Genomic DNA, 23,648 nt, shown 5'->3' on the forward strand with positions numbered 1-23,648 from the left:
AATTCAGTCCCGGATTTTATCACACTCTTTTCTACGGTGTAGAAAAAGCAAACCTGTGGTTTCCATTTAAGGAAACTCATAGTTACAGTCCGCGCCACGCGGATCAGAGGCAAGCAGCCCCTCTGACCAGCACATAGCCATTCGCCCCCGACCCCGCTTTTCGGCTAGAATCCCCCGATTGCGAGTAAAACTATCCGCTCAGGATACCCACGTGCCTTTATCGCCTCCCCTTATTCGACCGGGCTTGCCCCGGTGCATGGCGATTGCGAACAAGAGACTTTTCATGGCCCACGATAATGCTCCCCGCCTCGACCCCCATCTGTTCCACCCCCGCTACTGGGGCAGCTGGTTCGGCCTCAGCCTGCTCTGGCTGCTGGTATTGCTGCCCTGGCGCAGCCAGATGTGGCTGGGCCGTCAACTGGGTCGTCTCGCCCGCAAGCTGCTGAAATCCCGAGTCAAAATTGCCCGCCGCAACCTGGAACTGGCGATGCCCGAGCTGACCAAGGATGAGCGGGAGAAGCTGCTCAAGGCCAACTTCGAGAGCGTCGGCTGCGCCATCTTCGAGGTGGGCATGGCCTGGTTCTGGCCGGATTGGCGGATGCGCAACCTGATGAAGGTGGAAGGGGAAGAACACGTCATCGCCGCCATGGAGAAGAAGCAGGGCATGCTGCTGCTCTCCTGCCACTTCCTGACGCTGGAGCTGAACGCCCGCTGCTTCGGCCTGGTGCGCCCCGGGGTCGGCGTCTACCGCCCCAACACCAATCCGGTGCTGGAGTATGCCCAGTACCACGGTCGCTGCGCCTCCAACAAGTATCTGGTGGACCGCATGGACGTGAAGGGGATGATCAAGGCGCTGCGCAACGGCGACGCCCTCTGGTACGCGCCGGATCACGACTACGGCAGCCACGCCAGCGTGTTCGTGCCCTACTTCGCGGTCGAACAGGCCGCCACCATCACGGGCACAGCCACCCTGGCGCGGGTGAAAAATACCGTCACTCTGCCCTGCTACAACATCCGCACCAGCGAGGGTTACACCCTGCATATCGGAGCACCGCTGGCCGATTACCCCAGTGGTGACGACCTGGCCGACGCCACCCGCGCCAACAGGGAGATAGAAGCGGCGGTTCGCAAGGCCCCCGAGCAGTACATGTGGCTGCACCGTCGTTTCAAGACCCGGCCCAATCCGGATGACGCTGGCTACTACTGAGTCAAAAAGGGATGAAAAAACCGCCGCGAGGCGGTTTTTTATGGCCTGCAGCCCGGAAAGGGTTTTCATTCGTGGCTGGATATTTTATTAATGGCAGTGCCGAGCGGCGGGCCGGGCCCCGCCAGGAACAATAAAACGAACGAAGGGAAGCGAACATGAAAGCCACTCTTTTAGTGGGCGCCCTGTGCGCATTGACAGGTTGCAGTCACCAGACCCAGAGCGTGCACCTCACCTCTCTCCCCCTGAGCAAGATCACGGATGTGAATGCCCAGTGGAGCCCTCTCAGCAGGAACGAATCCCGCTACCCCAAGGAAGCCATACTGGCCGAGAAGATGGGGTGTACCTCGCTCGAGTACGTGATCAATGAAGCGGGCCGGGCCGAGCAAATCCGCGTGCTGGCCCGCAGTGACGACACATTCAGCGAAGCCGCCATGGAGACGCTGCAGCAGTGGCAATGGCAGGCAACCGCTGCCAATCCGGGCCATCTTCCCGTCAAGTCCCAGACCCGGTTCGAATTCTGTATCGAGCATAACGGCCAGCCCTGTGACACCAGCGGGCTGGCGCAGCTCTGCCAGGGTGAGGACATGGTTCGCAGCACGGGGCAGGTCTACACCCAGGTCTGAGCAAAGCCCCGCCTGGCTAGGCATCCCACATGAAAAAGGTGAGCCCAGGCTCACCTTTTTCGTTATCACAGTTGTTCATCGCCGCCACGCCCTGCAAGGCACGGATGTCATGTCCCAGCGTGCAGCCAGGCGGCGATGGCCAGTTGCAGCCGCACATAGTCGGCGCGATGGAACAGTGTCGACAGGGTCGCTTGCCACCCGGCGTCGGCCGGTGCCTGGGCCAACAAGGCCAGATGAGTCGACAAATCGGTCAGCTCCGCCAGCCACACTGGCGCCCGCGGAGCGGCAGCCTCGACGATGAGCGCAACCCCTTGCCGGATCTCTTGCAACGCCAGGCGTCGCTGTTCGGGGTCCGCCTGCTCCAGCCAGTACTGCTCGTGATGTTGCCAATGTTGCAGGCCCGCGGTGATGCCCATGGCGGCGTCGGTCCCATTGATCGCCGGCAAGGATTGCAGCGCCAGCGGCTTGCCGAGCCCCGCCAGCAGATAGCCGCGCTGCGCCTTGGATTGCGCCCCCAGCCTGACCCCGCCGAGCCCGGCCAGTTGCTCCGCCAACCCGAACAAGGCGCGGGCGTCGCCGGACTTGAGTTCCAGCTCCAGCTCATCGATACAGGTCTTGCCCAGCGAACCGACGATCTCCCCCTGATCCCAGGCCAGCTCGATCTCGGCTCCCTCGAAGGCGACCAGCCAGTGGCGGCGCAGGAAGTCGGTCCTGAACTGGGCAACCAGCCTGGCCTGGATGTCGTCGCGCACCACCAGACTCGGCCAAAGCTCGGCTGGGAAAGCCGCAAGCAGGGGCACATCGCCATGTACGGGGGCATTATATTCGGGCCTGGCATGCAATCCCCCCACCACCTGGCCCCGACATTTAATCGTCTGCTCGGCAAAATCATCGCTGCGACGAATCCGCAATCCCATTTCCAGCCGACGTAAATCCAGGGCCGGCGTATCAAAATAGACATTGCCGAGCTCGACCTGGGAGCTTGATATAATTTCAAGTGAATTCAGAAGCTTGGATAGTGGCTGTTGAATATCTTGTGAGACAAAAAACTTTATCTCGATCTCAGTTTGCATAGTCATTCCGGGCTGGCAGGCAACTTTGGGGGGCATGATGTGGAGCGCGAGGATATAATGCCTGCGATACATCAGGATTAATTCACGGTTTTATTGATGGCGCAGTTCGGTTACCATGCGCCCCTCATAAAATCGTATCGAGTGTTTTTTCACCGACACAGGTTTGGCCATGCCAGTAAATACTATTTTGGGGCTTTTTGCCAAGTCCCCCATCAAGCCGCTGCAGAAGCATATCGTCAAGGTTCACGTGTGCTGCGAGCAGCTCATTCCCTTCTTTGACGCCGTTGCCGAAGACCGTTGGGAAGATGCCGAGAAGATCCGGCAGCAGATAGCCCAGCTGGAAAAAGAGGCGGACATCCTCAAGCGTGAAATTCGTCTGAAACTGCCTCGCGGCCTGTTCCTGCCGGTCGCCCGTACCGACCTGCTGGAGCTGCTGACCCAGCAAGACAAGATTGCCAACCGTGCCAAGGACATCTCCGGTCGCATGCTTGGTCGTCGAATGGAATTCCCTGCCGAGATGCGTGCCGATTTCATGGCCTATCTCAAACGTTGTATCGATGCGACCGCCCAAGCCGAAAAAGCCATCGGAGAACTCGATGAGCTGCTCGAAACCGGCTTCAAAGGACGTGAAGTTGAAATGGTTGCCGAGATGATCCATCAGCTGGATCTTATCGAGGACGATACTGACACCATGCAGATCGGGCTGCGCCAACAGCTGCAAGCCGTTGAGCAGAAATACAATCCGATCGACGTTATGTTCCTCTACAAGATCCTCGAATGGGTAGGTGACCTGGCAGATCAGGCCGAGCGCGTTGGCGCCCGTCTGGAACTGATGCTGGCTCGTTCGTAATCGACTGACTGGGTAAACACTATTAATGGACATTATCGCGAATTACGGCACTACTCTGGTGCTCGTGGCGGCCTTGTTCGGCTTTTTGATGGCCTGGGGGATAGGCGCGAATGACGTGGCCAACGCCATGGGCACATCGGTCGGCACCAAATCCCTGACCATACGTCAGGCGATCATCATCGCCATGATCTTCGAATTTGCCGGTGCCTATCTGGCCGGCGGCGAAGTGACAGCCACCATACGCAACGGCATCATAGATACCAACGCCTTTGCCGACACCCCGGATCTGCTGGTACTCGGCATGATCGCCTCCCTGCTGGCGGCCGGCGCCTGGTTGATCCTGGCCTCCTACTTCGGCTGGCCCGTCTCCACCACCCACTCCATCATAGGTGCCATCGTCGGCTTCGCCGTGGTGAGCATAGGCCCGGAAGCTGTGCAGTGGAGCAAGTTCGGCGGCATAGTCGGCTCCTGGATCATCACCCCGGCCATCTCGGGCATCATCGCCTACTTCATGTTCATCAGCGTGCAGAAGCTCATCTTCAACACAGATGATCCCCTGGCCAACGCCAAGCGCTACGTGCCTTTCTACATGTTCCTGACCGCCCTGGTGATCTGCCTGGTGACCATCAAGAAGGGGCTGACCCACGTCGGTCTACACCTGAGCGATGGCGAAGGGATCCTGCTCTCCATCGTCATCTCCATCGCGGTGGCATTTGCCGGCTGGCTCTATATTCGCGGCCAGCAATACAACCCGCAGGATGACAGCAAGATGCACTTCGCCAACGTGGAGAAGGTATTCGGCATCCTGATGGTGATCACCGCCTGTGCCATGGCCTTTGCCCACGGCTCCAACGACGTGGCCAACGCCATAGGCCCGCTCTCCGCCGTGGTCTCCATCGTCGACAGCGCCGGCCAGATCGCCGGTCAGTCCACCATCGCCTGGTGGATCCTGCCGCTCGGCGGCATAGGCATAGTCATCGGCCTCGCCACCATGGGCGAGAAGGTGATGGCCACCGTCGGTACCGGCATCACCCATCTGACCCCGAGCCGTGGCTTCGCCGCCCAGCTGGCCACCGCCGCGACCGTGGTGATCGCCTCCGGCACGGGTCTGCCCATCTCCACCACCCAAACCCTGGTGGGTGCTGTGATGGGTGTCGGTCTGGCCCGTGGCATAGCCGCCCTGAACCTGGGCGTGCTGCGCAACATAGTGGTCTCCTGGATCATCACCCTGCCCGCAGGTGCAATCCTGGCCATCGCCATCTTCTACGTGCTGCAAGCCTGTTTCTCCTGATACGCGCAACAGCAAACAGCCCGGGTCACTGACCCGGGCTTTTTCATATCTGGCGCATGGGAAGCAAGGGGTCGGCGGCGGTCAACACGGCCCTGCCACTGTCTCTATTCACAATGTCGGGCGTGCCACCTCCTGCCGCTGCGACCGGCTTGCATCCCCTGCCTGGCAGGCGCAGACTGTTTGGCCTTGTTTTTATTCGATTCGATTCAAGGCAACCATCATGACTCCTGCCATCAACCTGCTGAAAAAGCTCAAGATCCCCCACAAACTCTATCCCTACGAGTGCGAAGCTCACGACGATTTCGGCAAACATGCCGCGACCCAGCTCGGCCTGCCGGAGGCCCAGGTGTTCAAGACCCTGGTCGCCCATCACGACAAGCAGGCGGTAGTCGCCATAGTGCCCTCGTCGGGCATGTGCAGCCTCAAGCAGCTGGCCAAGGCCACAGGCTTGAAGAAGGTGGAGATGATGAAACCGGCCGAGGCCGAGAAGCTGACCGGCTACAAGGTCGGCGGCATCAGCCCGCTGGCCCAGAAGAAGCTCTTGCCCACAGTGCTCGACGACTCCGCCATGGCGTTTGACGAGATCCTGGTGAGCGGCGGCAAGCGCGGCCTCTCGGTCGGGGTGGCGCCACAGGACATGCTGACCCTGCTGAAGTGGATCGCCGCTCCCATCGGCGAGCACCATGAGTAACGCCTGAAACGGCAGAGGCCCCGCTGGCGGGGCCTCTGTTATGTTGCAGGGTCAGTCGTTATTGGCACGACAAGCGGCGGTCAGCTCGGATAGCCGCAACCGCTGCCTGCCGGCCTCATCGAAGTTCTCCTCCGCCAGCCAGCGTGCAAAGCAGACCTGCAACGCCGGCCACTCGCCGTCGATCACCGAGAACCAGGCGGTATCCCGCGCCCGTCCCTTGTCCACCCGGCTCTGGCGAAAGGTTCCCTCGTAGCTGAAACCGAGCCGCAGCGCCGCCTGCCAGGAGGGTCGGTTAAAGGCATTGCACTTCCATTCGTAACGCCGGTAGCCGAGGGCAAAGGCGTTGGCCATCATCAGCGCCATGGCCGCCGTCGCCAGCCGCGAGCGCTGCAGGGCCGGCGAGAAGTGCAGCCAGCCCACCTCTATGCTGCCCGCCAGGGGATCGATGCGCAGGTAGCTGGCCAGCCCCAGCGGCTGTTCACCATGCTCATCGAAGATGGTGTAGAACTGGGGATCTGTCTTGGCGGCGCACTCTCGCAGCCAGGCCAGCATATCCGCTTCCTCTGCGTAGGGACCCGTGGTCAGATAGGTCCACATGGCCCCGCTGTCGGCGCTGAAGGCCTGCCACAGGCCGGGGCTGTGACGCTCGGGATCCAGCGGTTCCAGCCGGCAGCCCCAGCCGCTGAGAGGGCGGCGGGGCGGAAACTCGGCACCCCGCCAATCGGGCAGCGGCGCACCGACCGGCTGGCCGAACTCGTTCAGATGGATATCAGCAGCCACAGGCGATCCCTCCCGTTTGCAGCACGCCCGCCTCGTTGCCGGTGGCGACGGCGAAGCCGTCCTGGCGCCACCAGTGCAGGCCGCCGATCAGCTCCTTGACCTGAAACCCCAGCGCCGCCAGCTTGCAGGCGCCGCGGGTCGAGCCGTTGCAGCCGATGCCGTCGCAATAGCAGACATAGACCTTGTCCCGTGCCAATGCGGCCGTGGTCGCCGGGTTCATGGTGGCGTGGGGGAAGCTGATGGCACCGGGAATGTGTCCCTCGGCATAGTGGCCGGCGGAGCGGGTGTCGATGACGACGATGCGCGCCTCGCCCGCCAGCAGATCGGCAGCCAGATCGGCCGGGTCGGTGCGATAGGCCAGCTGGGCCTCGAAGAAAGCGCTGGCCTCTGCCGCACTGGCCAGCCCGCTGCTCAATACCTGACTCATGATAAACCTCCTTGTGACCAGACCCGAGTCCGGGTGGTGACGACTGTGTTGACCGGACTGACCAAGCCGGTACCCAATACATGGCTCATTGCTAAGCCTCCCGTGACCACTGCACGATTTTGGTGATCACTGTGGTCCTGACCGAGTTGGCGATGAAGCACTCCTCATGGGCCTGATGGTGCAGTTGCTCCAGCTCGGCCAGGGTGGGTTGCCGCTCGCCGGCAAACTGCACCAGCGGCTGCAATGTGACCCGGGTGATGGACTGGCGACCCCTGTCGTCCGCCTCCATGATGCCCACCGCCTCGTCCCGGTAGCTCTCCACCCGATAACCCGCCCTGGCCACCAGCCAGAGGAAGGTGAGCATGTGGCAACTGGAGAGGGCCGCGACGAAGGCCTCCTCCGGATCGACGTGCTCGGCCACCGACCAGGGCAAGGGCACAACGTGCGGGGAGGATGAGGCGGGCACCCTGACGCCGCCATCAAACTCCCACCAGTGGGCCCGACTGTAGCGCTGATCGACGAAGGGCTCGCCGGCCCCGCACTGCCAGCTGATGGTGGCGCCGTATTCCGACATGCAGACTCCTTTCATTGCCAATATCTGTTGTTCCCGAACCTTGAACCTCAATGTAGCGACATAATGGCCTTGCCACGCCGACCAATTTTGCCAATATGGGCAGACCAATTGTCTGCCTGGAAATAGCCATGCCCGCCCTGCCAACCCTGTTCGCCACTCAGCAACCCAGCGAGCTGCCGCTGCACGAGCAACTGGTGCGCATGTTGCGAGGCGCCATTCTGGCCGGCCATCTGCCCCAGCACAGCCGGCTGCCTGCCAGTCGCATGCTAGCCAGCGATCTCGGTATCTCCCGCAGCACGGTAGAGCTGGCCTATGGCCGGCTGGAGGCGGAGGGCTATCTGGTGCGCAAGGTGGGAGCCGGCAGCTTCGTGGCGCTAGCGGCCGTGTGCCCGGCGCCACGTCCGCCCCAGTCGGCGGCCGGACTCTCCCGCCGTGGCCAGGAGATGGCGGCGGGGGGCGCCTGTCACGACACGCCGCACGTCGGCGCCTCCTTTGCCTCCAGCCAGCCGGATCCCCGCCTCTTCCCCCACGGGCTCTGGGGCCGGCTGATGCAGCAACAGTGGCGCCAGCAGGGGGAACGCTGGATGAACTACGGCGACCCGCAGGGGTTGCCCGAGCTGCGCGGCGCCATCAGCAGCTATCTGGTGCAGTCCCGCGGCGTGGTGTGCGAGCCGGAGCAGATCCTGATCCTCACCAGCTCCCAGCAGGGGATACTGCTGGCGACCCAGCTGCTCATCGATGCCGGCGACACCGTCTGGGTGGAAGATCCCGGTTATCCTGGGGCCCGCACCGCCATGGAGAGCGCCGGTGCCAGGGTCCACCCCGTGCCCATGGATGGGGAAGGGCTCAACCCGCAAGGTGATCACCCGGCGCCGCGCCTCATCTACACCACGCCGGCCCACCAGTATCCCCTGGGCGTGCCCATGAGCCTGCCTCGCCGGATGGCGCTGCTGCGCGAGGCCGAGCGTCACGGCGCCTGGATCCTGGAGGACGATTACGATGGCGAGTATCAGTACGATCAGCGGCCGCTCCCCGCTCTGCAGGGGCTGGATGGCCAGGGGCGGGTCATCTATGTGGGCACCTTCAGTAAGGTGCTGTTCGGTTCGCTTCGACTCGCCTATCTGGTGCTGCCGAGGCCGCTGATGGATGCCTTCTGCCGGGCCAGGGCAGCCTTCGATGGCCACAGCAACCAGTTGCAGCAAGCGGTCACCGCAGATTTCATCCGCGCCGGTCACTTCGCCACCCACCTGCGCCAGAGCAGGCTCATCTACCAGAGCCGGCGCGACCTGCTGCTGAGCGAACTCGCCAGCCACTGCCCGCGGCTCACCCCGGTTCACAGCGGCGCCGGTTTGCAGTGCGCCGTGCTGCTGCCCCCCGGCGGCGAGGCGCGCTGGACCAAGCGTGCCAATGACATGGGTATTGGCCTGCGCCCGCTCGGCCAGTTCCATCTAGGCAAGCCGGAGCTGGAGGGCTGGCTGCTCGGCTTTGGCGCCCTCGACAACCAGACTCTGCGCCGGCTCTGTCGCCAGCTGGGCAGCCTGATGGCGTCGTCCTGACGGGCTCATTCTGGTAGCGAGGCCAGCCAGCCCGGGGGCGGGGCGCAGCCCCGGGCGCCGGACTATAATGGATGGACCAAAGTCGTAGAGCCTAGCCGAGATGTATAGACTCCTGTTGCTGATCCTCTGCCTTTTCCTCTCCTCCCCCCCGATGGCGGCCACCCGCTTTACCCTGCTCAGCCCCGAAAACGGGCAGGATGCGCGGATGCGCTACTACCGGGAGGTGATGCAACTGGCGCTGGAGAAGACCCGCCCCGACTATGGCGACTATAAGCTGCTCGACTCGCTGCCGATGAACAAGGCACGGATGCGGATCGAGGTGCAGGAACCCGGGGCCAACGCTCTCTTCATCATCGACAGCTGGCCCCTGCAGTCCCCCGGCGATCACGTCACTGCCATCCCCTTCCCCATCGATCTCGGCATTCTCGGTTATCGGGTCTGCTTCGTCGGCGCTTCCCGGGCGGATGCGCTGGCCAGGGTCGCCACACTGGCCCAGTTGCAAGGTTTCAACCAGGGCACGGGCAGCGGCTGGCAGGATGCCGATATCTTGCGCCACAACGGCTTTCAGGTGCAGGAGGTGGAAAAGTACGAATCGCTGTTTCGCATGGTGGCCCGTGGCCGCGTAGCCCTCTTCTGCCGCGGTGCCAACGAGATACTCCCCGAGTGGAAAACCCATCAAGCCGGACTGCCCGGGCTGGTGGTCGATCGCCATGTCGCGCTCTTCTATCCGCTGATCCATGTGATCTACAGCCACGCCCAATACAGCAAGGAGCGGCAACGCATCGAGCGCGGCCTGCAACTGGCCTGGCAGGATGGTTCGCTGAAACGGCTCTGGCGCCACCATTTCCAAGCCTCCCTGGTGTTCGCCAATCTGGGGCCGCGCCAGATTTTCAGGCTGACCAACCCCTTGTTGCCCAAGGAGGGGTTCGACTATCGGCCCTATCTTTATGACCCGGCGCGCGATGACTTTGGCATTGACCCCTGATGGGGCGCACAGGCCGCCGGCATGGCCAGGCGTGGCGCCGAGCCGGAGCGTCACTCACCCCACTGGCGGGCAGCCCGTGATGCACGCCCTGTTTTCCTGGCGTGGACGCCAGCTGCGGCCCGCCAACGACCAGACGGCGCAGCCCGTGCGTGCAGGCAACCTGCCGCTCCCCCTTGTCACCCCCATGAAGATCGGCAAACGGGCGACTCTGCTGGTCATGACGCTGCTGTGTCTCCTGTCGATGGGGGCCCAGGCGGCCACCCGCTTCACCTACATCAGTCCGGAGAGCGAGCGGGATCCGCGCATGACCTATGACAGGGAGCTGCTGCGTCTCGCCCTCGACAAGACCCGCGACACCTTCGGCGACTATGAGCTGGTGCCCGCCCCGGCCATGACCAAGGCCAGGGTGCGGCTCAGCCTGCAGCTCAACAGTTTCACCAACCTGTTTGCCATGGACAGCTACAGCAGCACGCGCGATGGCAAAGGGCTGGCGTATGTCCGCTTCCCCATTCATCTCGGCATCGTCAGCTATCGCATCTGCTTCGTCAGCCCCCAACGACAGGCAGCTATAGCGGAGGTGCATGATCTGGCAGGACTGCGCCGTTTCACGTTTGGCCAGGGCAAGGGCTGGCTGGATGTGGAGATACTGCGCCACGCCGGTCTCAAGGTGGTGGAGGTGGATGGCTACGAGATGCTGTTCAAGATGGTGGCGCGCGGCCGGTTCGATCTCTTGTGCCGCGGGGCGAGCGAACTGCGCAGCGAGTTGCTGACCCACAAGGACATAGGGGGTCTGAAGATGGATCCCTACCTGCTGCTCTACTACCCGCTGCCCAGGGTCTTCTATACCAATGTGGCAAACGGCGAGGCCCTGAAACGGGTGGAGACGGGGCTGCGGCAGGCCTGGCAGGACGGTTCGCTGCAGGCCTTGTGGCGCCACAGCTTTGGCCCCGCCATCGCCTTTGCCGGGCTCAAGCAGAGGCGCATGCTGCGACTGGATAACCCCTTCCTCGAAGGCATCAACTTCGACTACCGCCCTTACTTCTACAACCCCATGACGGATCGCTTCGGCGAGCCCTGATGAGGCTCAGCCCTGCTCGCGGCAGAGCGCCAGCCAGGCCTCTGCGGTGCGGGAGAGATAGCGTTCGCTCGGCCAGATCACTCCGAGTCGCCAGCTGAGCTCGGGCAGGAGCGGCCGCAACACCAGCCCGTCCGGGGTCAGCCGGCGGCAGATGGGCTCGGGCAGAAAGGCAACCCCCATGCCGCTGCGCACCATGGCGGTGAGAAAATCCCACTGGCTGCTGCGGGCCGCCACCTGGGGCACGAAGCCCGCCTGCTGGCACGCCTGTTCCAGCCGCTCGCTCAGGGTGAAGGCCTGGGTGTAGAGCAGGAAGGGCTCATCGCGCAGATCCTCCAGCCGGATCTCGCGGCACGCGCGCCAGCGCGGCAAATCAGGCAACACCACCTGGATGGGATACTGATCCAGCTCCAGCGCGCTCAGGGCGCCCCCCTCTTTGGTCGGCAGCATGGTGATGGCGAGATCCAGTTCCCCTTCCAATACCGCCTGCTCGATGCGCCGGCCGCCGTACTCGACGATGGAGAGCTCTACTTTGGGATAGCGGCTGCGATAGGTGCGGATGAGATCCGCATAGACGTGGCCCACCATGGGTGGGATGCCGAGGGCCAACCGGCCAAATTGCAGGCTCTGCAGATCGGCGAGTTCCGCCTCCAGCTGCTGCATCTCGGCCAATATGGTCTGGGCCCGGTTGAACAGCACCTGGCCGCTGTCGGTCAGGGTGAAGCGGCGCCCCTCCCGGTTGAGCAGCGGCTGACCCAGCTCCTCCTCCATGTTGCGGATCATCTTGCTGATGGTGGGCTGGGTGACGAACAGCTTCTCGGAGGCGCGGGTGAAGCTCTGCTCCCGCACCAGTTCGACAAAGTAACGCAGGGCTCGGATATCCATGGTGCTCTCTCACGGGCGGCAAGCCTTAATCATGCCTCTTTGGCATGAATTTGATAATTTAAATTCATTTTTTGCAGGTTTTGCTTGTCTCTATACTGTGAGCCAGTTCACAGAAAGACACCCATCATGAAAGCCCTCTGCATTCGCTGGTTCCAGACGCCCTTCCAAATCGCCCTGCTGGCCGCCATCTGGCTGCTGGCCGATGCGGCGGTACGCACCTTCCATCTGCCGCTGCCCGCCAACCTCACCGGCATGCTGGCGCTGCTGGTCCTGATCCTGCTCGGCGTGGTCAAGACCCAGTGGTTCAGCGCTGGCGCCCGCTGGCTGCTGGCCGAGATGCTGCTGTTCTTCGTGCCGGCCGTGGTGGCCGTGGTCAACTATCAGGATCTGCTGTTGCAGGAGGGATGGCGCATCATGCTGGTCTTGCTGATCAGCACCACCCTGGTGCTGGGCACCACGGCGCTGGTGGTGGACAGAGTCTATCGCCTCGAGCTGAAGCTGGCCCGCCGGAGTCGCCGTCATGTCTGATACCCTGCTTGGCCTGCTCTGCTTCGCCCTGACCCTGCTGTTCTACTACGCCAGCAAGTGGCTCTATGGCCGCAAGCGCATACTGCCCCTGATGCCGCTGCTGCTGGCACCCACCCTGCTGGTGGCCGTGGTGCTGCTGTTCCACATCCCCTATCAGGACTACATGGCCCAGTCCCACTGGCTGCTCTGGCTGCTGGGTCCGGCCACCGTCGCCTTCGCCGTGCCCGTCTATGAGAACCGCCAGCTGATCCACCGTCACTGGCTCTCCCTCTCGGTCGGGGTCGTCGCCTCCGTCATCATGGCGGTGGGCAGCACAGTGCTGCTGGCGCGCTGGCTGCACCTCTCCGACATGTTGCAGCGCAGCCTGGCGATGCGCTCCATCACCACACCGTTCGCGGTGGAGGCGACCCGCGCCATCGGCGGCCAGACAGATCTCACCGCCCTGTTTGTGGTGCTGACCGGGGTGATCGGCATGGCGGTGGGGGAGAGCGTGCTCACCCTGCTCGCCATCCGCAGCCGCCTCGGCAAGGGGGCCGGTTTCGGCGCCTCTGCCCATGGCGCCGGCACCGCCAAGGCGTACCAGATGGGGAACGAGGAGGGCGTCGTCTCCAGCATGGTGATGATGATCGCCGGCATGGTGACTGTGCTGCTCGCCCCCCTGCTCGGCCAGATGTTCTGGTAATCCGGCCTGCCGCCAGGCGAGGTCAATTTCCTCCTGCCAGGGACGGCAAGCCTCCCCCGCCAGCCGCTACACTGAACTCAATGTGATGGCGGTGAGCGGTATGATGAACCACAGAGTGATCCCCCTCGGGTTGCTGATATGCAGCCTGCTCTTCTCCCCCCTCTTGCAGGCCGTGGACATAGTGACCCACGTCAGCCCGGAAAGTGATCGGGATCTGCGCACCCTCTACGGCCAGCAACTGCTGCAACTGGCGCTGGAGAAGACCCGCGACAGCTTCGGCGATTACGAGCTGCGCCCGGCCCCGCCCATGAGCCGGACACGGCTGCGCCAGGTGCTGCAATACAACCTCTACCCCAACCTGCTCGCCATCGACAGCTTCCCGCCCCCTGGAGACCCTCATGATCTGGACTATGTCCGTTTCCCGGTGGATCTCGGCATCCTGGGGTATCGCATCTGTTTCGTCAGCCCGACGCGGCAGCAGGCGGTGGCACAGGTGCGCACCCTGGCCGATCTGCAGCAGTTCAGCCATGGCCAGGGCCGTGGCTGGCAGGATGTCGACATCTTGCGTCATGCCGGTTTCAAGGTGCAGGAGGTGGAAGGGTACGAACGGCTGTTCAAGCTGGTAGCAAGAGGCAGGCTGGATCTGTTCTGCCGGGGAGCCAACGAGCTGTTTACCGAGCTGGAAACCCACCGGGATCTGGCCCGGCTCACGGTCGATCAGCACCTGGCCCTCTACTACCCCTTCATCCACCTCTTCTACAGCCACAAGGATAACCAGCACGCCCTGCGCCGCATCCGCGCCGGCCTGCAACTGGCCTGGCAGGACGGATCGCTGCAGGCGCTCTGGCTCAAGACCTTCAAACCGGCACTGGATTTTGCCAGACTGGACCAGCGCCTGCTGTTCAGGCTGGACAACCCCTTGCTCCGGCAGATGGATTTTGACTATCGCCCCTATCTCTACGACCCCCTCAGCCACAGCTTCGGGCCCGGCGAAGCCGCGAGCCATGAGCCATGAGCCATGAGCCATGAGCCATGAGCAGCAGGGCGAGGCGAGCCCGACCCACTAGCAAGGGCGCAACCACTACACTCATGGGAGTCTCTTTCTCCGACAGGAGGTCACGATGCGCTGGATCCCGCTGCTTGCCCTGTTTCTCGCCCTGCCCGTGCCGGCCGCGGCCCCGACTGTGTTCACCTACATGAGCCCGGAGAGCGAACAGGATCCCAGGGTCACCTATGACCGTGAGCTGCTGCGGCTGGTGCTGGAGAAGACCCGCGCCAGCCATGGCGACTATCGCCTGCAAGCCGCCCCGCCCATGACATTGGCCAGGATGTGGATCAGCCTGCGCTTCAATCACTATCCCAACCTGTTTGCCATGGACAGCTACCACTCGGACCGTGACATGACGGGGGTCGACTATGTGCGTTTTCCCATCCATCTCGGCATCGTCAGCTACCGCATCTGCTTCGTCAGCCCCCAGCAGAAGGAGGCCGTCGCCAGGGTCACCAGCCTGGAGCAGCTGAAAAAGTTCGACCTGGGCCAGGGCAAGGGCTGGCTCGATGTGAAGATCCTGCAGCAAGCCGGGTTCAGGGTGCAGGAGATAGAGGGTTACGAGCAGTTGTTCAAGATGGTGGCGCGTGGCCGTTTCGATCTCTTCTGCCGCGGGATCAACGAGTTGCCTCAGGAGAAGCTGAACCACAAGGAGATAAAGGGGCTGGTCATGGATGAGAACATAGCCCTCTACTACCCCCTGCCCCGCTTCTTCTTCACCCACAATGCCAATCGGCAGGCGATCCAGCGGGTACAGGCCGGGCTCAAGGCCGCCTGGCGAGACGGCTCGCTGCAGGCGCACTGGCTCAAGACCTTCAAGCCCTCACTCACCTTCGCCCACCTCAACACCCGCCGCCTGTTCCGGCTGGAGAACCCCTTCATCAAGGACATTGACTTCGACTATCAGGCCTATTTCTACGACCCCGTCCACGGCCGTTTCGGCCCGGGCGAACCCTGAACGGACCTTGCCCGGGCAGCGACATCCTCGGCCGATAGCCCCAGCCCCAGCCCGCGCCTATTGAAGCACGCCTCAGCAAAAAGCCCGGGTCAGTGACCCGGGCTTTTTCATGGCGGACAGCTGGCAGAAGCCGCGCCTACTCCTCGATAAAGGTCCACTCGTCCCGCACCCGGCTGATGGCATCGAGCCGGCGCTTGGCGAGCTGCTCGCGAATGGCCTCGCCCTTGAAACCGGCGGCCACTATATCCTTCACGGGCACGGCCTGGGCCGCGCCGAGCGCCTGGGCCACATAGTCGGGCTCGGCATAGACCCGCTCCTCGAAGCCGGTACGGCCGTGGAAGTCGGCGCGGCAGGCGTCCAGCAGCTGGGCGAAACGCTCGGGTCTGCGCCAGGCATCCGCCTTGTCGAACACCTTGAGCAAGGTCGCGGGCTTGAGTTCGAAGGCAATGTGGATATGGGTGTGCAGATCGCTCACCAGCAGCGCCAGATCGCGGCAGTCGTTCGGCACCCGAAAACGCTCGCAAAAATCGCGGATCAGCGGCAAGCCCTTCTGGCCGTGGCCGTGGTGGCTCGGCCAGAAGGCGGGTGGGGTCAGCCCCTTGCCAAAGTCGTGGCACAGGGCGGCGAAGCGCACCGCCAGCTCGGGGGAGAGGCGACACGCCTGCCCCAGCACCATGAGGGTGTGGATGCCGGTGTCTATCTCAGGGTGCCACTTGGCGGGGGCCGGCACACCAAACAGGGCGTCCAGCTCCGGGAACAGCGCCTTGAGGGCGCCACATTCGCGCAGCACCTCGAAGAAGATCTGGGGAGTCTCTCCCAGCAGCACCTTCTCCAGCTCCTTCCAGACCCGCTCCGGGGTCAAGTGGGCCAGCTCGCCGGCGTCGGTCATCTCGCGCATCAGCGCCAGCGTCTCAGGGGCCACCACGAAGCCCTGGGCGTGGAAACGGGCGGCGAAGCGGGCAACCCGCAGGATGCGCAGCGGATCCTCGGCAAAGGCCGGGGAGACGTGACGCAGCACCCGTCGCTCCAGGTCCTGGATGCCGCCGTAGGGATCGTGCAGCCGACCCTCTTCGTCCTCGGCGATGGCATTGACGGTGAGATCCCGGCGCAGCAGATCCTGCTCCAGCGTCACCTCGGGGGAGGCGTGGCAGACAAACCCTGTGTAACCGCGGCCCTGCTTGCGTTCGGTGCGGGCCAGTGCGTACTCCTGCTGGGTCTTGGGATGGAGAAACACGGGGAAGTCGCGGCCCACCTGGGTGAACCCCAACGCCAGCATCTGCTCCACGGTCGCCCCCACCACCAGGTGATCCCGATCCCCTTGCGGCAATCCCAGCAGGCGATCCCGCACCGCGCCCCCAACCAGATAAGTCTGCAATCTCTGTCTCCCTTGATAAACCTGCCTCGATTATACCGGTTTTGCCTGGCGGGCACGATGGCGCCGCCACGCCCCCGCGATCAGGCAGCCGTGATCGCCCGGTTGGTTTGGCCCGACAGCCACGCTGACCTCTCCCCATCACCACTAGGCCACATTAGATAAAAACAGCGGTTTTGGCCGCCAGATGCGCCAGCCCCCCTTATGGCACCCGGGTCTTTGACATCCCGGTGGGGAGGCTTTAACCTGCCGCCCATAACAATGGAATGGATCCTTATGTACACACAGTTCTTCGGTCTGTCGGAGCCCCCGTTCTCCATCTCGCCCAACCCCAAATACCTCTATATGAGTGAACGTCACGGGGAGGCCCTCGCCCACCTCAACTACGGGTTGCAGGATGGGGGAGGCTTCGTGTTGCTGACCGGGGAAGTGGGAACCGGTAAAACCACCGTCTCCCGCTGCCTGTTGCAGCAGTTGCCGGCCGAGACCGAGATCGCCTACATCCTCAATCCATCCCTGACCGAGCGTGACCTGCTGGCGGCCATCTGCGACGAGTTCCAGCTGCCGTACGACAAGGACGCCGGTCTCAAGCTGCTGTTCGATCTCATTCGCGATCACCTGCTGGCCAACCTGGCGGCAGGCAAGCGCAGCGTGGTGCTGGTGGATGAGGCCCAGCATCTGCTGCCCGGTGTGCTGGAGCAACTGCGCCTGCTCACCAACCTGGAAACCGACGAGAAGAAGCTGCTGCAAGTGGTGCTCATCGGTCAGCCCGAGCTGCAACAGATGCTGCGCCAGCCCCTGCTGCGCCAGCTGGCCCAGCGCATCACGGCCCGCTATCACCTGCTGCCGCTTTCGCATCAGGACGTGGATGCCTATGTGCGCTTCCGGCTGCAGGTCGCGGGCTGCGTCCAGCCCATCTTTACCCCCAAGGCGCTCCAGACTCTGCACCGCCTCTCCGGCGGCATTCCCCGCCTCATCAACCTCATCTGCGATCGCGCCCTGATCGCCGCCTTCGCCCGTGGCAGCCACAAGATAGTGCACGGCGACATCAGCCTGGCGGCCTATGAGGTGAGCGGCATTCGCGACGAAGGCACCTGGCAGTCCGGCCTCATGGTCGCCCTGGCGGGGGCCTTGCTGGTCGCCACCGGCTGGTGGGGCTGGCAGTTCTTCGGCTTCTTCCCCGAGCGCCCCGTGATCAAGGTGGAGGTGCCGGTCAAGGTGGACGACACCCCGGAGCAGCAGGAGCAGCTGACCCGCGCCATCAATCAGGCGCTGGAGCCGGATAGCGCCATGCAGAATCTCTACAAGGTGTGGGGCTACCAGACAGATCTGGAGGAGGCGACCTGCGACAACGCACCGCGCGCCGGCTTGCGCTGCCAGGAGGGTGACGCTTCGCTGGCGGAGCTGCAGGCCCTGCAGCACCCGGCCCTCATCAGCCTGACCGACGAGACGGGCGGCATCTATTACGCAACTCTGGTGAATCTCGGGCCGGACAAGGCCAACCTGCTCATTGGCAATCAGAGCTGGCAGGTGGACAGGCAGTGGCTGTCCGACTTCTGGGGCGGCAGCTACACCCTGCTGTGGCGCATGCCCAAGGGCGGCGTCGCCCTGATCGGCAACAATGCCGGGGCGACCCAGGTACAGTGGCTGGACAACGCCCTCAGCCGTGCCCTGCAACAACCGGATCGCAAGGTGCGTCGCTTCGATGCCGAGCTCAAGAACAAGTTGCAGCAGTTCCAGCGCGAGCAGGGGCTGAACCCGGACGGCATCGCCGGCAGCAATACCCTGTTGCGCCTCAACGTGATGGCCGGTGAACCCATGCCGAAGCTGGAAGATGAGTCCCAGCGCGCCAGCACACCGGCCACGCCGGATACCATGAACGATGAGCCCATGGTCACATTGTCGGAGGAGGCTTCCTGATGTCTACCCTGCTCAAGGCGCTGCGCCGGGCCGAACAGCCCCAGTTCACCCCGCATATTCCGGCGATGGGGCTGCCCGTCACCCAGGAAGAGGAGCAGAACCGGCGCTGGATCTGGTGGCTGCTGGCCCCGCTTGCCCTGCTGATGGGGGCCGGCGCCAACTATGGCTGGCACCTGCTCAACAACCGCCCCATCGAGAAGACGGTGGAGGTGAAAGAGGTGGTCACGCCGCCGTTCGTGCGGGTCGAACCCAGACCCATGATCACCCGCCCGCTGCCCCCGCCGCTGCCGGAACCCGTGGTGCGCCCCAGAGTCGCCCCCAATGACAGTGCCCCTGCCACCAACAGCAGCCAGGGGCTGGCCGAGCGCATCATGAATGCACTCAACAGTACGCCGCTGATGGAGGAGACGGCGCCCCAGGCACAGAGCGAGTCTCAGGCCATGCCGATCAGCGCCCTGCCGCTGGAGCTGAAGCAGCGGATCCCTGCCCTGGCCTACGGCTCCCACGTCTTCTCGTCCAACCCGGCCAAGCGGGCCGTGATGCTGAACGGCCGTGAGTTTCGCGAGGGCAGCGAGGTCGCCCCCGGCGTTACCCTGATCGCCATAGCCCAGGATTACATCATCCTGCAGGTGGCGGGCCAGAACGTCAGTCTCAAGGCACTGCAGGACTGGCGCGGCTGATCCCGTCACGACCACAACGCCGGCTCAGCCCCGCTGAGCTGGCGTCCATTTCAAGAGGGAGCCTGAGAGCTCCCCTTTTTAATCAATAACATGAGAGCCATGTGAGCAATTCAGACAACACCACCTTCGCCACCCGGATCCTGGACTGGTACCAGATCCACGGCCGCAAGACCCTGCCCTGGCAGCAGGACAAAACGCCCTATCGGGTCTGGGTCTCCGAGATCATGCTGCAGCAGACCCAGGTCGCTACGGTTATTCCATACTACCAACGCTTTATGGCCCGCTTCCCCGACGTGCAGGCCCTGGCACAGGCCCCCATAGATGAGGTGCTGCACCACTGGACCGGGCTCGGCTATTACGCCCGCGCCCGCAACCTGCACAAGGCGGCCCAGCAGATCTGCGAACTGCACGGCGGCCTGTTCCCGGAGCGGCTGGAAGAGGTGATGGCCCTGCCTGGCATAGGCCGCTCCACCGCGGGCGCCGTGCTCTCCCTCTCCCTTGGCCAGCCCCACGCCATTCTGGACGGCAACGTGAAGCGGGTGCTCACCCGCTGGCTGGCACTGCCGGGCTGGCCCGGCCAGAAACAGGTGGAGAACGATCTGTGGGAGCTCGCCATCCGCCTCACGCCCAAGCTCGGCGTGGCCCACTACAACCAGGCCATGATGGACATGGGAGCCACCGTCTGCACCCGCAGCAAACCCGCCTGCGAGCGCTGCCCGGTGCAGGCCGATTGCCAGGGGCTGTCGCAGGGCAAGCCCACCGCCTACCCCAACAGCAAGCCCAAGAAGAGCATTCCGGCCCGCGCCGGCATCATGCTGCTCATTCGTCACGGCGACCAGCTGTTGCTGGAGAAGCGGCCGCCACAGGGGATCTGGGGCGGGCTCTACTGCTTCCCGCAGGTGGAGTCGCTGACGGAGGTCGAGGGGCTGATGCAGCGGCTCGGGCTGAGCGGCCATGATTATCGGGAACTAAGCGGATTTCGGCATACATTCAGCCACTTCCATCTCGATATTCAGCCTTTCCTGATTGAAATCGATGCGCCACCGGCCCCCCAGCTCATGGAAGCGGATAACCGACTCTGGTATAACTTACGCCATCCTGCAGAGGTGGGTCTGGCAGCCGCCACGGCCCGCCTGCTCGCCTACCCGGACTTACAACCATAGAGGTCAACATGAGCCGTACTGTATTTTGCCAACGCCTGAAAAAAGAGGGCCCGGGCCTGGATTTCCAACTCTATCCCGGTGAACTCGGCAAGCGGATTTTTGACAACATCAGCAAGGAAGCCTGGACCGAATGGCAGAAGAAGCAGGTGATGCTGATCAACGAGAAGAAGCTGAACATGATGAACCTGGAGCATCGTCAGCTGCTGGAAAAAGAGATGGTGAGCTACCTGTTTGAAGCGGGTGAAGTGGCCATAGACGGTTATACCCCTCCCAGCCAATAAGCCGATGAGTTGTACTTGTGAGCCAGCGACGGCGATACAGCTCCCGGTTCACAGCCAGTGACCGGTCTATGAACCAATGAGTTGTACCTGTGAGCCAGTGACGGCTATACCTCTCTCTGTTCACAGCCATGCATGACGGGCGGCCCCGCCGCCCAGTTTGAGGATCCTATGGGCCGAATTTTTTGGCTGCTTTGCACCCTGCTGTTTCTCTCTGCCTGCTCATCCTCCCCCAAGCCCAGCGGGAGTGAGGATGACGATCTGGTCAACGGCAAGGACATTCGCGGTTTCGAACACATGATCAGCGCGCTCTCCCATAACGTGAACGAGATATGGGGGCGTGAGGCGCTGTTCGCGGGCAAATTTGACTACGTCAAATACACGGATCAGTACAAGAGCCGGGCTCACATCGACTTCTCCAGCGGCCACATCATGGTGGAAACCGTCTCCGGGCTTGACCCTCGTGCCCACCTGCGCCGCGCCATCATAGAGACCCTGCTGACCCCGGACGACCCGGCGGAAGTGGATCTGTACTCCGACCGTGAAATTCTGCCCGGTGGCGAGCCCTTCCTCTATGGTCAGGTACTGGACAACCTGGGCCAGCCGATCCGCTTCGACTGGCGTGCCGAGCGCTACGCCGATTACCTGCTCAGCACGGCGATGAAGAAGCGCACCCTGGGGATCCGCACCATCTTCTTCGTCGACATCCCCATGGTGGCCAACCACGAGGACAGACGGGGTTACAAGTATGCCGGCATCATACGGGAAGCCTCCCGCAAGTACGGGGTCGCCGAAAGCCTCATCTACGCGGTGATCAAGACAGAGAGCAGCTTCAACCCCTATGCGGTCAGCCACGCCAACGCCTATGGCCTGATGCAGGTGATCCCGGCCACCGCCGGACGGGACGTCTACGTGCGGGTCAAGGGCAGGAACGGCCAGCCGACCCGGGAGGATCTGTTCAACCCGGCCTACAACATAGACGTGGGCACCGCCTACCTGCACTTGTTGCAGACCGTCTATCTGGTGGACATCCAGGATCCGCTCTCCCGCCGCTATGCCGTCATCTCGGCCTACAACGGCGGCGCCGGCGGTGTGCTGAACACCTTCTCCAGCGACCGCAAGGCGGCGCCCGGCATGATCAACCAGCTCTCCCCCGAGGCTGTGTACCAGATCCTGACCGAGCAGCATCCCAAGGCGGAAGCCAGACGCTATCTCTACAAGGTCAATCAGGCCGAGAAGGGATTCAAGCGCACGCTGGCCCGCACCGGCTAAACAGACCAACAGCAAAAGGGCGCCTCCATGGAGGCGCCCTTGTTACGTCTGGCGTGCGGCTATCCTGCCTTACTTGGCGACAAACCCGCCCTTGCTCTGCGGAGCGGCGCCCACCTTCTCCAGGCTCTCCACCTCTACCTCTGTCTTGTTCCAGCTGTGGTCCACTTCACCACGAATGCGGATCAGATCGTCCGGGCCCACCTCGGTGCCGCGCCACACATCCTGATCCACCTCGACTTCCACCTCGCCACTGGCGTCACGGAACATGTAGTTCTCGCCGCCCAGGTGCTTGACCAGCTTCCCTTCCAGGGTGGCCCAGCTGTCATCGGCCAGATCCTTCAACTGCGCGACGGACACCTTGTTCTGCTCCTGCGGGCCTGTATAGGCCGCCATGGCGAAAGAAGAGATGGACATCAGGGTCAACAGACCGATTACGCTTGCCTTGTTCATTTCATGCTCCTGTCATTGGGTACGGGAGCAGTGTGCAAGCCGGGGCGTGAAACAAACGTGAAGCCTCCCCATCTGGGTGAAGGGGATGTGACCGTAATCGATTTAATCAGCACCGCCTGCTGCGAAATTTAATTCGGCTGGATACCCTGCAAAATGGCAAAACAGCTTCCCAGCCCGTTTGCCTATCGAGGAAAAGCCTGCAGGCACCACCTGCTTTCAAAGTAACGAGAACAACAAGATGAAAAAATGGTTTGTGTGTTTATTGGGATTGGTCGCGCTGACAGTTCAGGCAGCCGACAGCCGTCCCGCCTTCTCCCGGATCGTGATGTTTGGCGACAGCCTCTCCGATACCGGCAAGATGTACAGCAAGATGCGCGGTTACCTCCCCTCCAGCCCCCCCTACTATGAGGGCCGCTTCTCCAACGGGCCCGTCTGGCTGGAGCAGCTGACCAAGCAGTTCCCGGGCCTGACCATAGCCAACGAGGCGGAAGGCGGAGCCACCGCCGTGGCTTACAACAAGATCTCCTGGAATCCCAAGTATCAGGTCATCAACAACCTGGACTACGAGGTCACCCAGTTCCTGCAAAAAGACAGCTTCAAACCGGACGATCTGGTGATCCTCTGGGTCGGCGCCAACGACTATCTGGCCTATGGCTGGAACACAGAGCAGGATGCCAAGCGGGTGCGCGACGCCATCAGCGATGCGGCCAACCGCATGGTGCTGAACGGCGCCAAGCAGATACTGCTGTTCAACCTGCCGGATCTGGGCCAGAACCCCTCGGCCCGCAGCCAGAAGGTGGTCGAGGCGGCCAGCCATGTCTCCGCCTACCACAACCAGCTGCTGCTGAACCTGGCACGCCAGCTGGCTCCCACCGGCATGGTGAAGCTGTTCGAGATAGACAAGCAGTTTGCCGAGATGCTGCGTGATCCGCAGAACTTCGGCCTGAGCGACACGGAGAACGCCTGCTACGGTGGCAGCTATGTATGGAAGCCGTTTGCCTCCCGCAGCGCCAGCACCGACAGCCAGCTCTCCGCCTTCAACCCGCAGGAGCGCCTCGCCATCGCCGGCAACCCGCTGCTGGCCCAGGCCGTCGCCAGCCCCATGGCTCGCCGCAGCGCCAGCACCCTCAACTGTGAGGGCAAGATGTTCTGGGATCAGGTCCACCCCACCACTGTCGTGCACGCCGCCCTGAGCGAGCGCGCCGCTACCTTCATCGAGAGCCAGTACGAGTTCCTCGCCCACTGATGACAAGGGGCCGACACTCGGTCGGCCCCTCTTT

Annotated in this window: 25 protein-coding genes; 18 read left to right on the forward strand and 7 right to left on the reverse strand. The window is 63.1% G+C overall.

What is annotated here, in order from left to right; all coding sequences use genetic code 11:
* Positions 1 to 283: 283 nt before the first annotated feature.
* Positions 284 to 1,207 (forward strand): LpxL/LpxP family Kdo(2)-lipid IV(A) lauroyl/palmitoleoyl acyltransferase, encoded by a 924-nt coding sequence (gene lpxL / locus AACW87_RS16270; protein ID WP_241279663.1) that lies wholly within the window; start codon positions 284 to 286, stop codon positions 1,205 to 1,207.
* Positions 1,208 to 1,362: 155 nt separating this feature from the next.
* The gene (locus AACW87_RS16275) at positions 1,363 to 1,830 is read left to right on the forward strand and encodes an energy transducer TonB (RefSeq protein WP_043137134.1); all 468 of its coding nucleotides are present in this window, start codon (positions 1,363 to 1,365) and stop codon (positions 1,828 to 1,830) included.
* A 107-nt stretch (positions 1,831 to 1,937) separates the two neighbouring features.
* Here the strand turns inward: AACW87_RS16275 and AACW87_RS16280 are convergent, their stop codons facing one another.
* Positions 1,938 to 2,903, reverse strand: a complete 966-nt coding sequence (locus AACW87_RS16280; protein ID WP_241325551.1) for a CYTH domain-containing protein — start codon at positions 2,901 to 2,903, stop codon at positions 1,938 to 1,940.
* 169 nt (positions 2,904 to 3,072) lie between these two features.
* Between AACW87_RS16280 and AACW87_RS16285 the strand changes: the two genes are divergently transcribed.
* The 3 genes from AACW87_RS16285 (at position 3,073) to ybaK (ending at position 5,735) form a co-directional block, all read left to right on the forward strand.
* Positions 3,073 to 3,753 carry a TIGR00153 family protein gene (locus AACW87_RS16285; protein ID WP_042653142.1) on the forward strand — a complete coding sequence of 227 codons (681 nt, stop codon included), beginning with the start codon at positions 3,073 to 3,075 and terminating at the stop codon, positions 3,751 to 3,753.
* Positions 3,754 to 3,778: 25 nt separating this feature from the next.
* Entirely contained in the window at positions 3,779 to 5,044 is a 1,266-nt protein-coding gene (locus AACW87_RS16290) for an inorganic phosphate transporter (protein WP_042868184.1), read from the forward strand.
* A 220-nt stretch (positions 5,045 to 5,264) separates the two neighbouring features.
* Positions 5,265 to 5,735 carry a Cys-tRNA(Pro) deacylase gene (gene ybaK, locus AACW87_RS16295; RefSeq protein ID WP_042868183.1) on the forward strand — a complete coding sequence of 157 codons (471 nt, stop codon included), beginning with the start codon at positions 5,265 to 5,267 and terminating at the stop codon, positions 5,733 to 5,735.
* Positions 5,736 to 5,786: 51 nt separating this feature from the next.
* Here the strand turns inward: ybaK and AACW87_RS16300 are convergent, their stop codons facing one another.
* The 3 genes from AACW87_RS16300 to AACW87_RS16310 form a co-directional block, all read right to left on the reverse strand.
* Positions 5,787 to 6,515: a GNAT family N-acetyltransferase gene (locus tag AACW87_RS16300; RefSeq protein ID WP_241325552.1), complete on the reverse strand. Its 729-nt coding sequence runs from the start codon at positions 6,513 to 6,515 to the stop codon at positions 5,787 to 5,789.
* Positions 6,505 to 6,942: a rhodanese-like domain-containing protein gene (locus AACW87_RS16305; RefSeq protein WP_241325553.1), complete on the reverse strand. Its 438-nt coding sequence runs from the start codon at positions 6,940 to 6,942 to the stop codon at positions 6,505 to 6,507. The genes AACW87_RS16300 and AACW87_RS16305 overlap by 11 nt, the downstream gene beginning before the upstream one ends.
* A gap of 91 nt (positions 6,943 to 7,033) precedes the next feature.
* The gene (locus AACW87_RS16310; protein ID WP_098982043.1) at positions 7,034 to 7,516 is read right to left on the reverse strand and encodes an OsmC family protein; all 483 of its coding nucleotides are present in this window, start codon (positions 7,514 to 7,516) and stop codon (positions 7,034 to 7,036) included.
* A 128-nt stretch (positions 7,517 to 7,644) separates the two neighbouring features.
* Here AACW87_RS16310 and pdxR point away from each other — a divergent pair, with 128 nt between their 5' ends.
* The 3 genes from pdxR (at position 7,645) to AACW87_RS16325 (ending at position 11,135) form a co-directional block, all read left to right on the forward strand.
* Positions 7,645 to 9,072, forward strand: coding sequence for a MocR-like pyridoxine biosynthesis transcription factor PdxR (pdxR, locus tag AACW87_RS16315; protein WP_241325554.1), 1,428 nt, complete (start codon positions 7,645 to 7,647; stop codon positions 9,070 to 9,072).
* Positions 9,073 to 9,172: 100 nt separating this feature from the next.
* Positions 9,173 to 10,057: a hypothetical protein gene (locus AACW87_RS16320; protein ID WP_241325555.1), complete on the forward strand. Its 885-nt coding sequence runs from the start codon at positions 9,173 to 9,175 to the stop codon at positions 10,055 to 10,057.
* 217 nt (positions 10,058 to 10,274) lie between these two features.
* A complete protein-coding gene (locus AACW87_RS16325; RefSeq protein ID WP_241325657.1) occupies positions 10,275 to 11,135 on the forward strand; it encodes a hypothetical protein in 861 nt (286 codons plus the stop codon).
* A 6-nt stretch (positions 11,136 to 11,141) separates the two neighbouring features.
* On the opposite strand, the gene AACW87_RS16330 is transcribed toward AACW87_RS16325, so the two are convergent.
* On the reverse strand, positions 11,142 to 12,017 hold the full coding sequence (locus AACW87_RS16330; RefSeq protein ID WP_241325556.1) for a LysR family transcriptional regulator: 876 nt from the start codon (positions 12,015 to 12,017) through the stop codon (positions 11,142 to 11,144).
* Between the two features lie 126 nt (positions 12,018 to 12,143).
* Between AACW87_RS16330 and AACW87_RS16335 the strand changes: the two genes are divergently transcribed.
* The 4 genes from AACW87_RS16335 (at position 12,144) to AACW87_RS16350 (ending at position 15,233) form a co-directional block, all read left to right on the forward strand.
* Complete coding sequence (locus AACW87_RS16335; protein ID WP_017412989.1) at positions 12,144 to 12,545, forward strand: CidA/LrgA family protein; 402 nt, start codon at positions 12,144 to 12,146, stop codon at positions 12,543 to 12,545.
* On the forward strand, positions 12,538 to 13,227 hold the full coding sequence (locus AACW87_RS16340; RefSeq protein WP_103472145.1) for an LrgB family protein: 690 nt from the start codon (positions 12,538 to 12,540) through the stop codon (positions 13,225 to 13,227). Before AACW87_RS16335 ends, AACW87_RS16340 begins: the two co-directional genes overlap by 8 nt.
* Before the next feature lie 100 nt (positions 13,228 to 13,327).
* Positions 13,328 to 14,242: a hypothetical protein gene (locus AACW87_RS16345; protein ID WP_241325557.1), complete on the forward strand. Its 915-nt coding sequence runs from the start codon at positions 13,328 to 13,330 to the stop codon at positions 14,240 to 14,242.
* A 106-nt stretch (positions 14,243 to 14,348) separates the two neighbouring features.
* Positions 14,349 to 15,233, forward strand: coding sequence for a hypothetical protein (locus AACW87_RS16350; RefSeq protein WP_241325558.1), 885 nt, complete (start codon positions 14,349 to 14,351; stop codon positions 15,231 to 15,233).
* A gap of 136 nt (positions 15,234 to 15,369) precedes the next feature.
* On the opposite strand, the gene AACW87_RS16355 is transcribed toward AACW87_RS16350, so the two are convergent.
* Positions 15,370 to 16,608 carry a multifunctional CCA addition/repair protein gene (locus AACW87_RS16355; RefSeq protein ID WP_098982033.1) on the reverse strand — a complete coding sequence of 413 codons (1,239 nt, stop codon included), beginning with the start codon at positions 16,606 to 16,608 and terminating at the stop codon, positions 15,370 to 15,372.
* Between the two features lie 273 nt (positions 16,609 to 16,881).
* On the opposite strand from AACW87_RS16355, the gene AACW87_RS16360 reads away from it, so the two are divergent.
* The 5 genes from AACW87_RS16360 (at position 16,882) to mltC (ending at position 21,918) form a co-directional block, all read left to right on the forward strand.
* Positions 16,882 to 18,525 carry an ExeA family protein gene (locus AACW87_RS16360; protein ID WP_172955267.1) on the forward strand — a complete coding sequence of 548 codons (1,644 nt, stop codon included), beginning with the start codon at positions 16,882 to 16,884 and terminating at the stop codon, positions 18,523 to 18,525.
* Positions 18,525 to 19,205 (forward strand): GspB family T2SS assembly factor variant ExeB, encoded by a 681-nt coding sequence (gene exeB / locus AACW87_RS16365; protein WP_241325559.1) that lies wholly within the window; start codon positions 18,525 to 18,527, stop codon positions 19,203 to 19,205. Before AACW87_RS16360 ends, exeB begins: the two co-directional genes overlap by 1 nt.
* A 101-nt stretch (positions 19,206 to 19,306) precedes the next feature.
* Positions 19,307 to 20,368, forward strand: coding sequence for an A/G-specific adenine glycosylase (gene mutY, locus AACW87_RS16370; RefSeq protein WP_043554415.1), 1,062 nt, complete (start codon positions 19,307 to 19,309; stop codon positions 20,366 to 20,368).
* Between the two features lie 8 nt (positions 20,369 to 20,376).
* The gene (locus AACW87_RS16375) at positions 20,377 to 20,649 is read left to right on the forward strand and encodes an oxidative damage protection protein (protein WP_005313967.1); all 273 of its coding nucleotides are present in this window, start codon (positions 20,377 to 20,379) and stop codon (positions 20,647 to 20,649) included.
* A 168-nt stretch (positions 20,650 to 20,817) separates the two neighbouring features.
* Positions 20,818 to 21,918, forward strand: a complete 1,101-nt coding sequence (gene mltC, locus AACW87_RS16380) for a membrane-bound lytic murein transglycosylase MltC (protein ID WP_043137185.1) — start codon at positions 20,818 to 20,820, stop codon at positions 21,916 to 21,918.
* A gap of 69 nt (positions 21,919 to 21,987) precedes the next feature.
* On the opposite strand, the gene AACW87_RS16385 is transcribed toward mltC, so the two are convergent.
* The gene (locus AACW87_RS16385; RefSeq protein ID WP_043137188.1) at positions 21,988 to 22,368 is read right to left on the reverse strand and encodes a YgiW/YdeI family stress tolerance OB fold protein; all 381 of its coding nucleotides are present in this window, start codon (positions 22,366 to 22,368) and stop codon (positions 21,988 to 21,990) included.
* Positions 22,369 to 22,606: 238 nt separating this feature from the next.
* Between AACW87_RS16385 and AACW87_RS16390 the strand changes: the two genes are divergently transcribed.
* Positions 22,607 to 23,614 (forward strand): SGNH/GDSL hydrolase family protein, encoded by a 1,008-nt coding sequence (locus AACW87_RS16390; RefSeq protein WP_043137347.1) that lies wholly within the window; start codon positions 22,607 to 22,609, stop codon positions 23,612 to 23,614.
* Positions 23,615 to 23,648 lie beyond the last annotated feature (34 nt).

The organism is Aeromonas sp. MR7, assembly GCF_963899385.1.
In the GTDB taxonomy this organism is placed as follows: domain Bacteria; phylum Pseudomonadota; class Gammaproteobacteria; order Enterobacterales; family Aeromonadaceae; genus Aeromonas; species Aeromonas bestiarum.

What these genes read in the sequence shown, in the direction of transcription:
- mltC (WP_043137185.1), top strand. Translation starts at nt 20,818, where the DNA reads ATGGGCCGAATTTTTTGGCTGCTTTGCACCCTGCTGTTTCTCTCTGCC.
- AACW87_RS16320 (WP_241325555.1), top strand. Translation starts at nt 9,173, where the DNA reads ATGTATAGACTCCTGTTGCTGATCCTCTGCCTTTTCCTCTCCTCCCCC.
- AACW87_RS16275 (WP_043137134.1), top strand. Translation starts at nt 1,363, where the DNA reads ATGAAAGCCACTCTTTTAGTGGGCGCCCTGTGCGCATTGACAGGTTGC.
- lpxL (WP_241279663.1), top strand. Translation starts at nt 284, where the DNA reads ATGGCCCACGATAATGCTCCCCGCCTCGACCCCCATCTGTTCCACCCC.
- AACW87_RS16360 (WP_172955267.1), top strand. Translation starts at nt 16,882, where the DNA reads ATGTACACACAGTTCTTCGGTCTGTCGGAGCCCCCGTTCTCCATCTCG.
- AACW87_RS16385 (WP_043137188.1), bottom strand. Translation starts at nt 22,368, where the DNA reads ATGAACAAGGCAAGCGTAATCGGTCTGTTGACCCTGATGTCCATCTCT.
- AACW87_RS16305 (WP_241325553.1), bottom strand. Translation starts at nt 6,942, where the DNA reads ATGAGTCAGGTATTGAGCAGCGGGCTGGCCAGTGCGGCAGAGGCCAGC.
- ybaK (WP_042868183.1), top strand. Translation starts at nt 5,265, where the DNA reads ATGACTCCTGCCATCAACCTGCTGAAAAAGCTCAAGATCCCCCACAAA.
- pdxR (WP_241325554.1), top strand. Translation starts at nt 7,645, where the DNA reads ATGCCCGCCCTGCCAACCCTGTTCGCCACTCAGCAACCCAGCGAGCTG.
- AACW87_RS16330 (WP_241325556.1), bottom strand. Translation starts at nt 12,017, where the DNA reads ATGGATATCCGAGCCCTGCGTTACTTTGTCGAACTGGTGCGGGAGCAG.
- AACW87_RS16345 (WP_241325557.1), top strand. Translation starts at nt 13,328, where the DNA reads ATGATGAACCACAGAGTGATCCCCCTCGGGTTGCTGATATGCAGCCTG.
- AACW87_RS16390 (WP_043137347.1), top strand. Translation starts at nt 22,607, where the DNA reads ATGAAAAAATGGTTTGTGTGTTTATTGGGATTGGTCGCGCTGACAGTT.
- AACW87_RS16280 (WP_241325551.1), bottom strand. Translation starts at nt 2,903, where the DNA reads ATGCAAACTGAGATCGAGATAAAGTTTTTTGTCTCACAAGATATTCAA.
- AACW87_RS16285 (WP_042653142.1), top strand. Translation starts at nt 3,073, where the DNA reads ATGCCAGTAAATACTATTTTGGGGCTTTTTGCCAAGTCCCCCATCAAG.
- AACW87_RS16335 (WP_017412989.1), top strand. Translation starts at nt 12,144, where the DNA reads ATGAAAGCCCTCTGCATTCGCTGGTTCCAGACGCCCTTCCAAATCGCC.
- AACW87_RS16350 (WP_241325558.1), top strand. Translation starts at nt 14,349, where the DNA reads ATGCGCTGGATCCCGCTGCTTGCCCTGTTTCTCGCCCTGCCCGTGCCG.
- AACW87_RS16375 (WP_005313967.1), top strand. Translation starts at nt 20,377, where the DNA reads ATGAGCCGTACTGTATTTTGCCAACGCCTGAAAAAAGAGGGCCCGGGC.
- exeB (WP_241325559.1), top strand. Translation starts at nt 18,525, where the DNA reads ATGTCTACCCTGCTCAAGGCGCTGCGCCGGGCCGAACAGCCCCAGTTC.
- AACW87_RS16325 (WP_241325657.1), top strand. Translation starts at nt 10,275, where the DNA reads ATGACGCTGCTGTGTCTCCTGTCGATGGGGGCCCAGGCGGCCACCCGC.
- AACW87_RS16310 (WP_098982043.1), bottom strand. Translation starts at nt 7,516, where the DNA reads ATGTCGGAATACGGCGCCACCATCAGCTGGCAGTGCGGGGCCGGCGAG.
- AACW87_RS16340 (WP_103472145.1), top strand. Translation starts at nt 12,538, where the DNA reads ATGTCTGATACCCTGCTTGGCCTGCTCTGCTTCGCCCTGACCCTGCTG.
- AACW87_RS16290 (WP_042868184.1), top strand. Translation starts at nt 3,779, where the DNA reads ATGGACATTATCGCGAATTACGGCACTACTCTGGTGCTCGTGGCGGCC.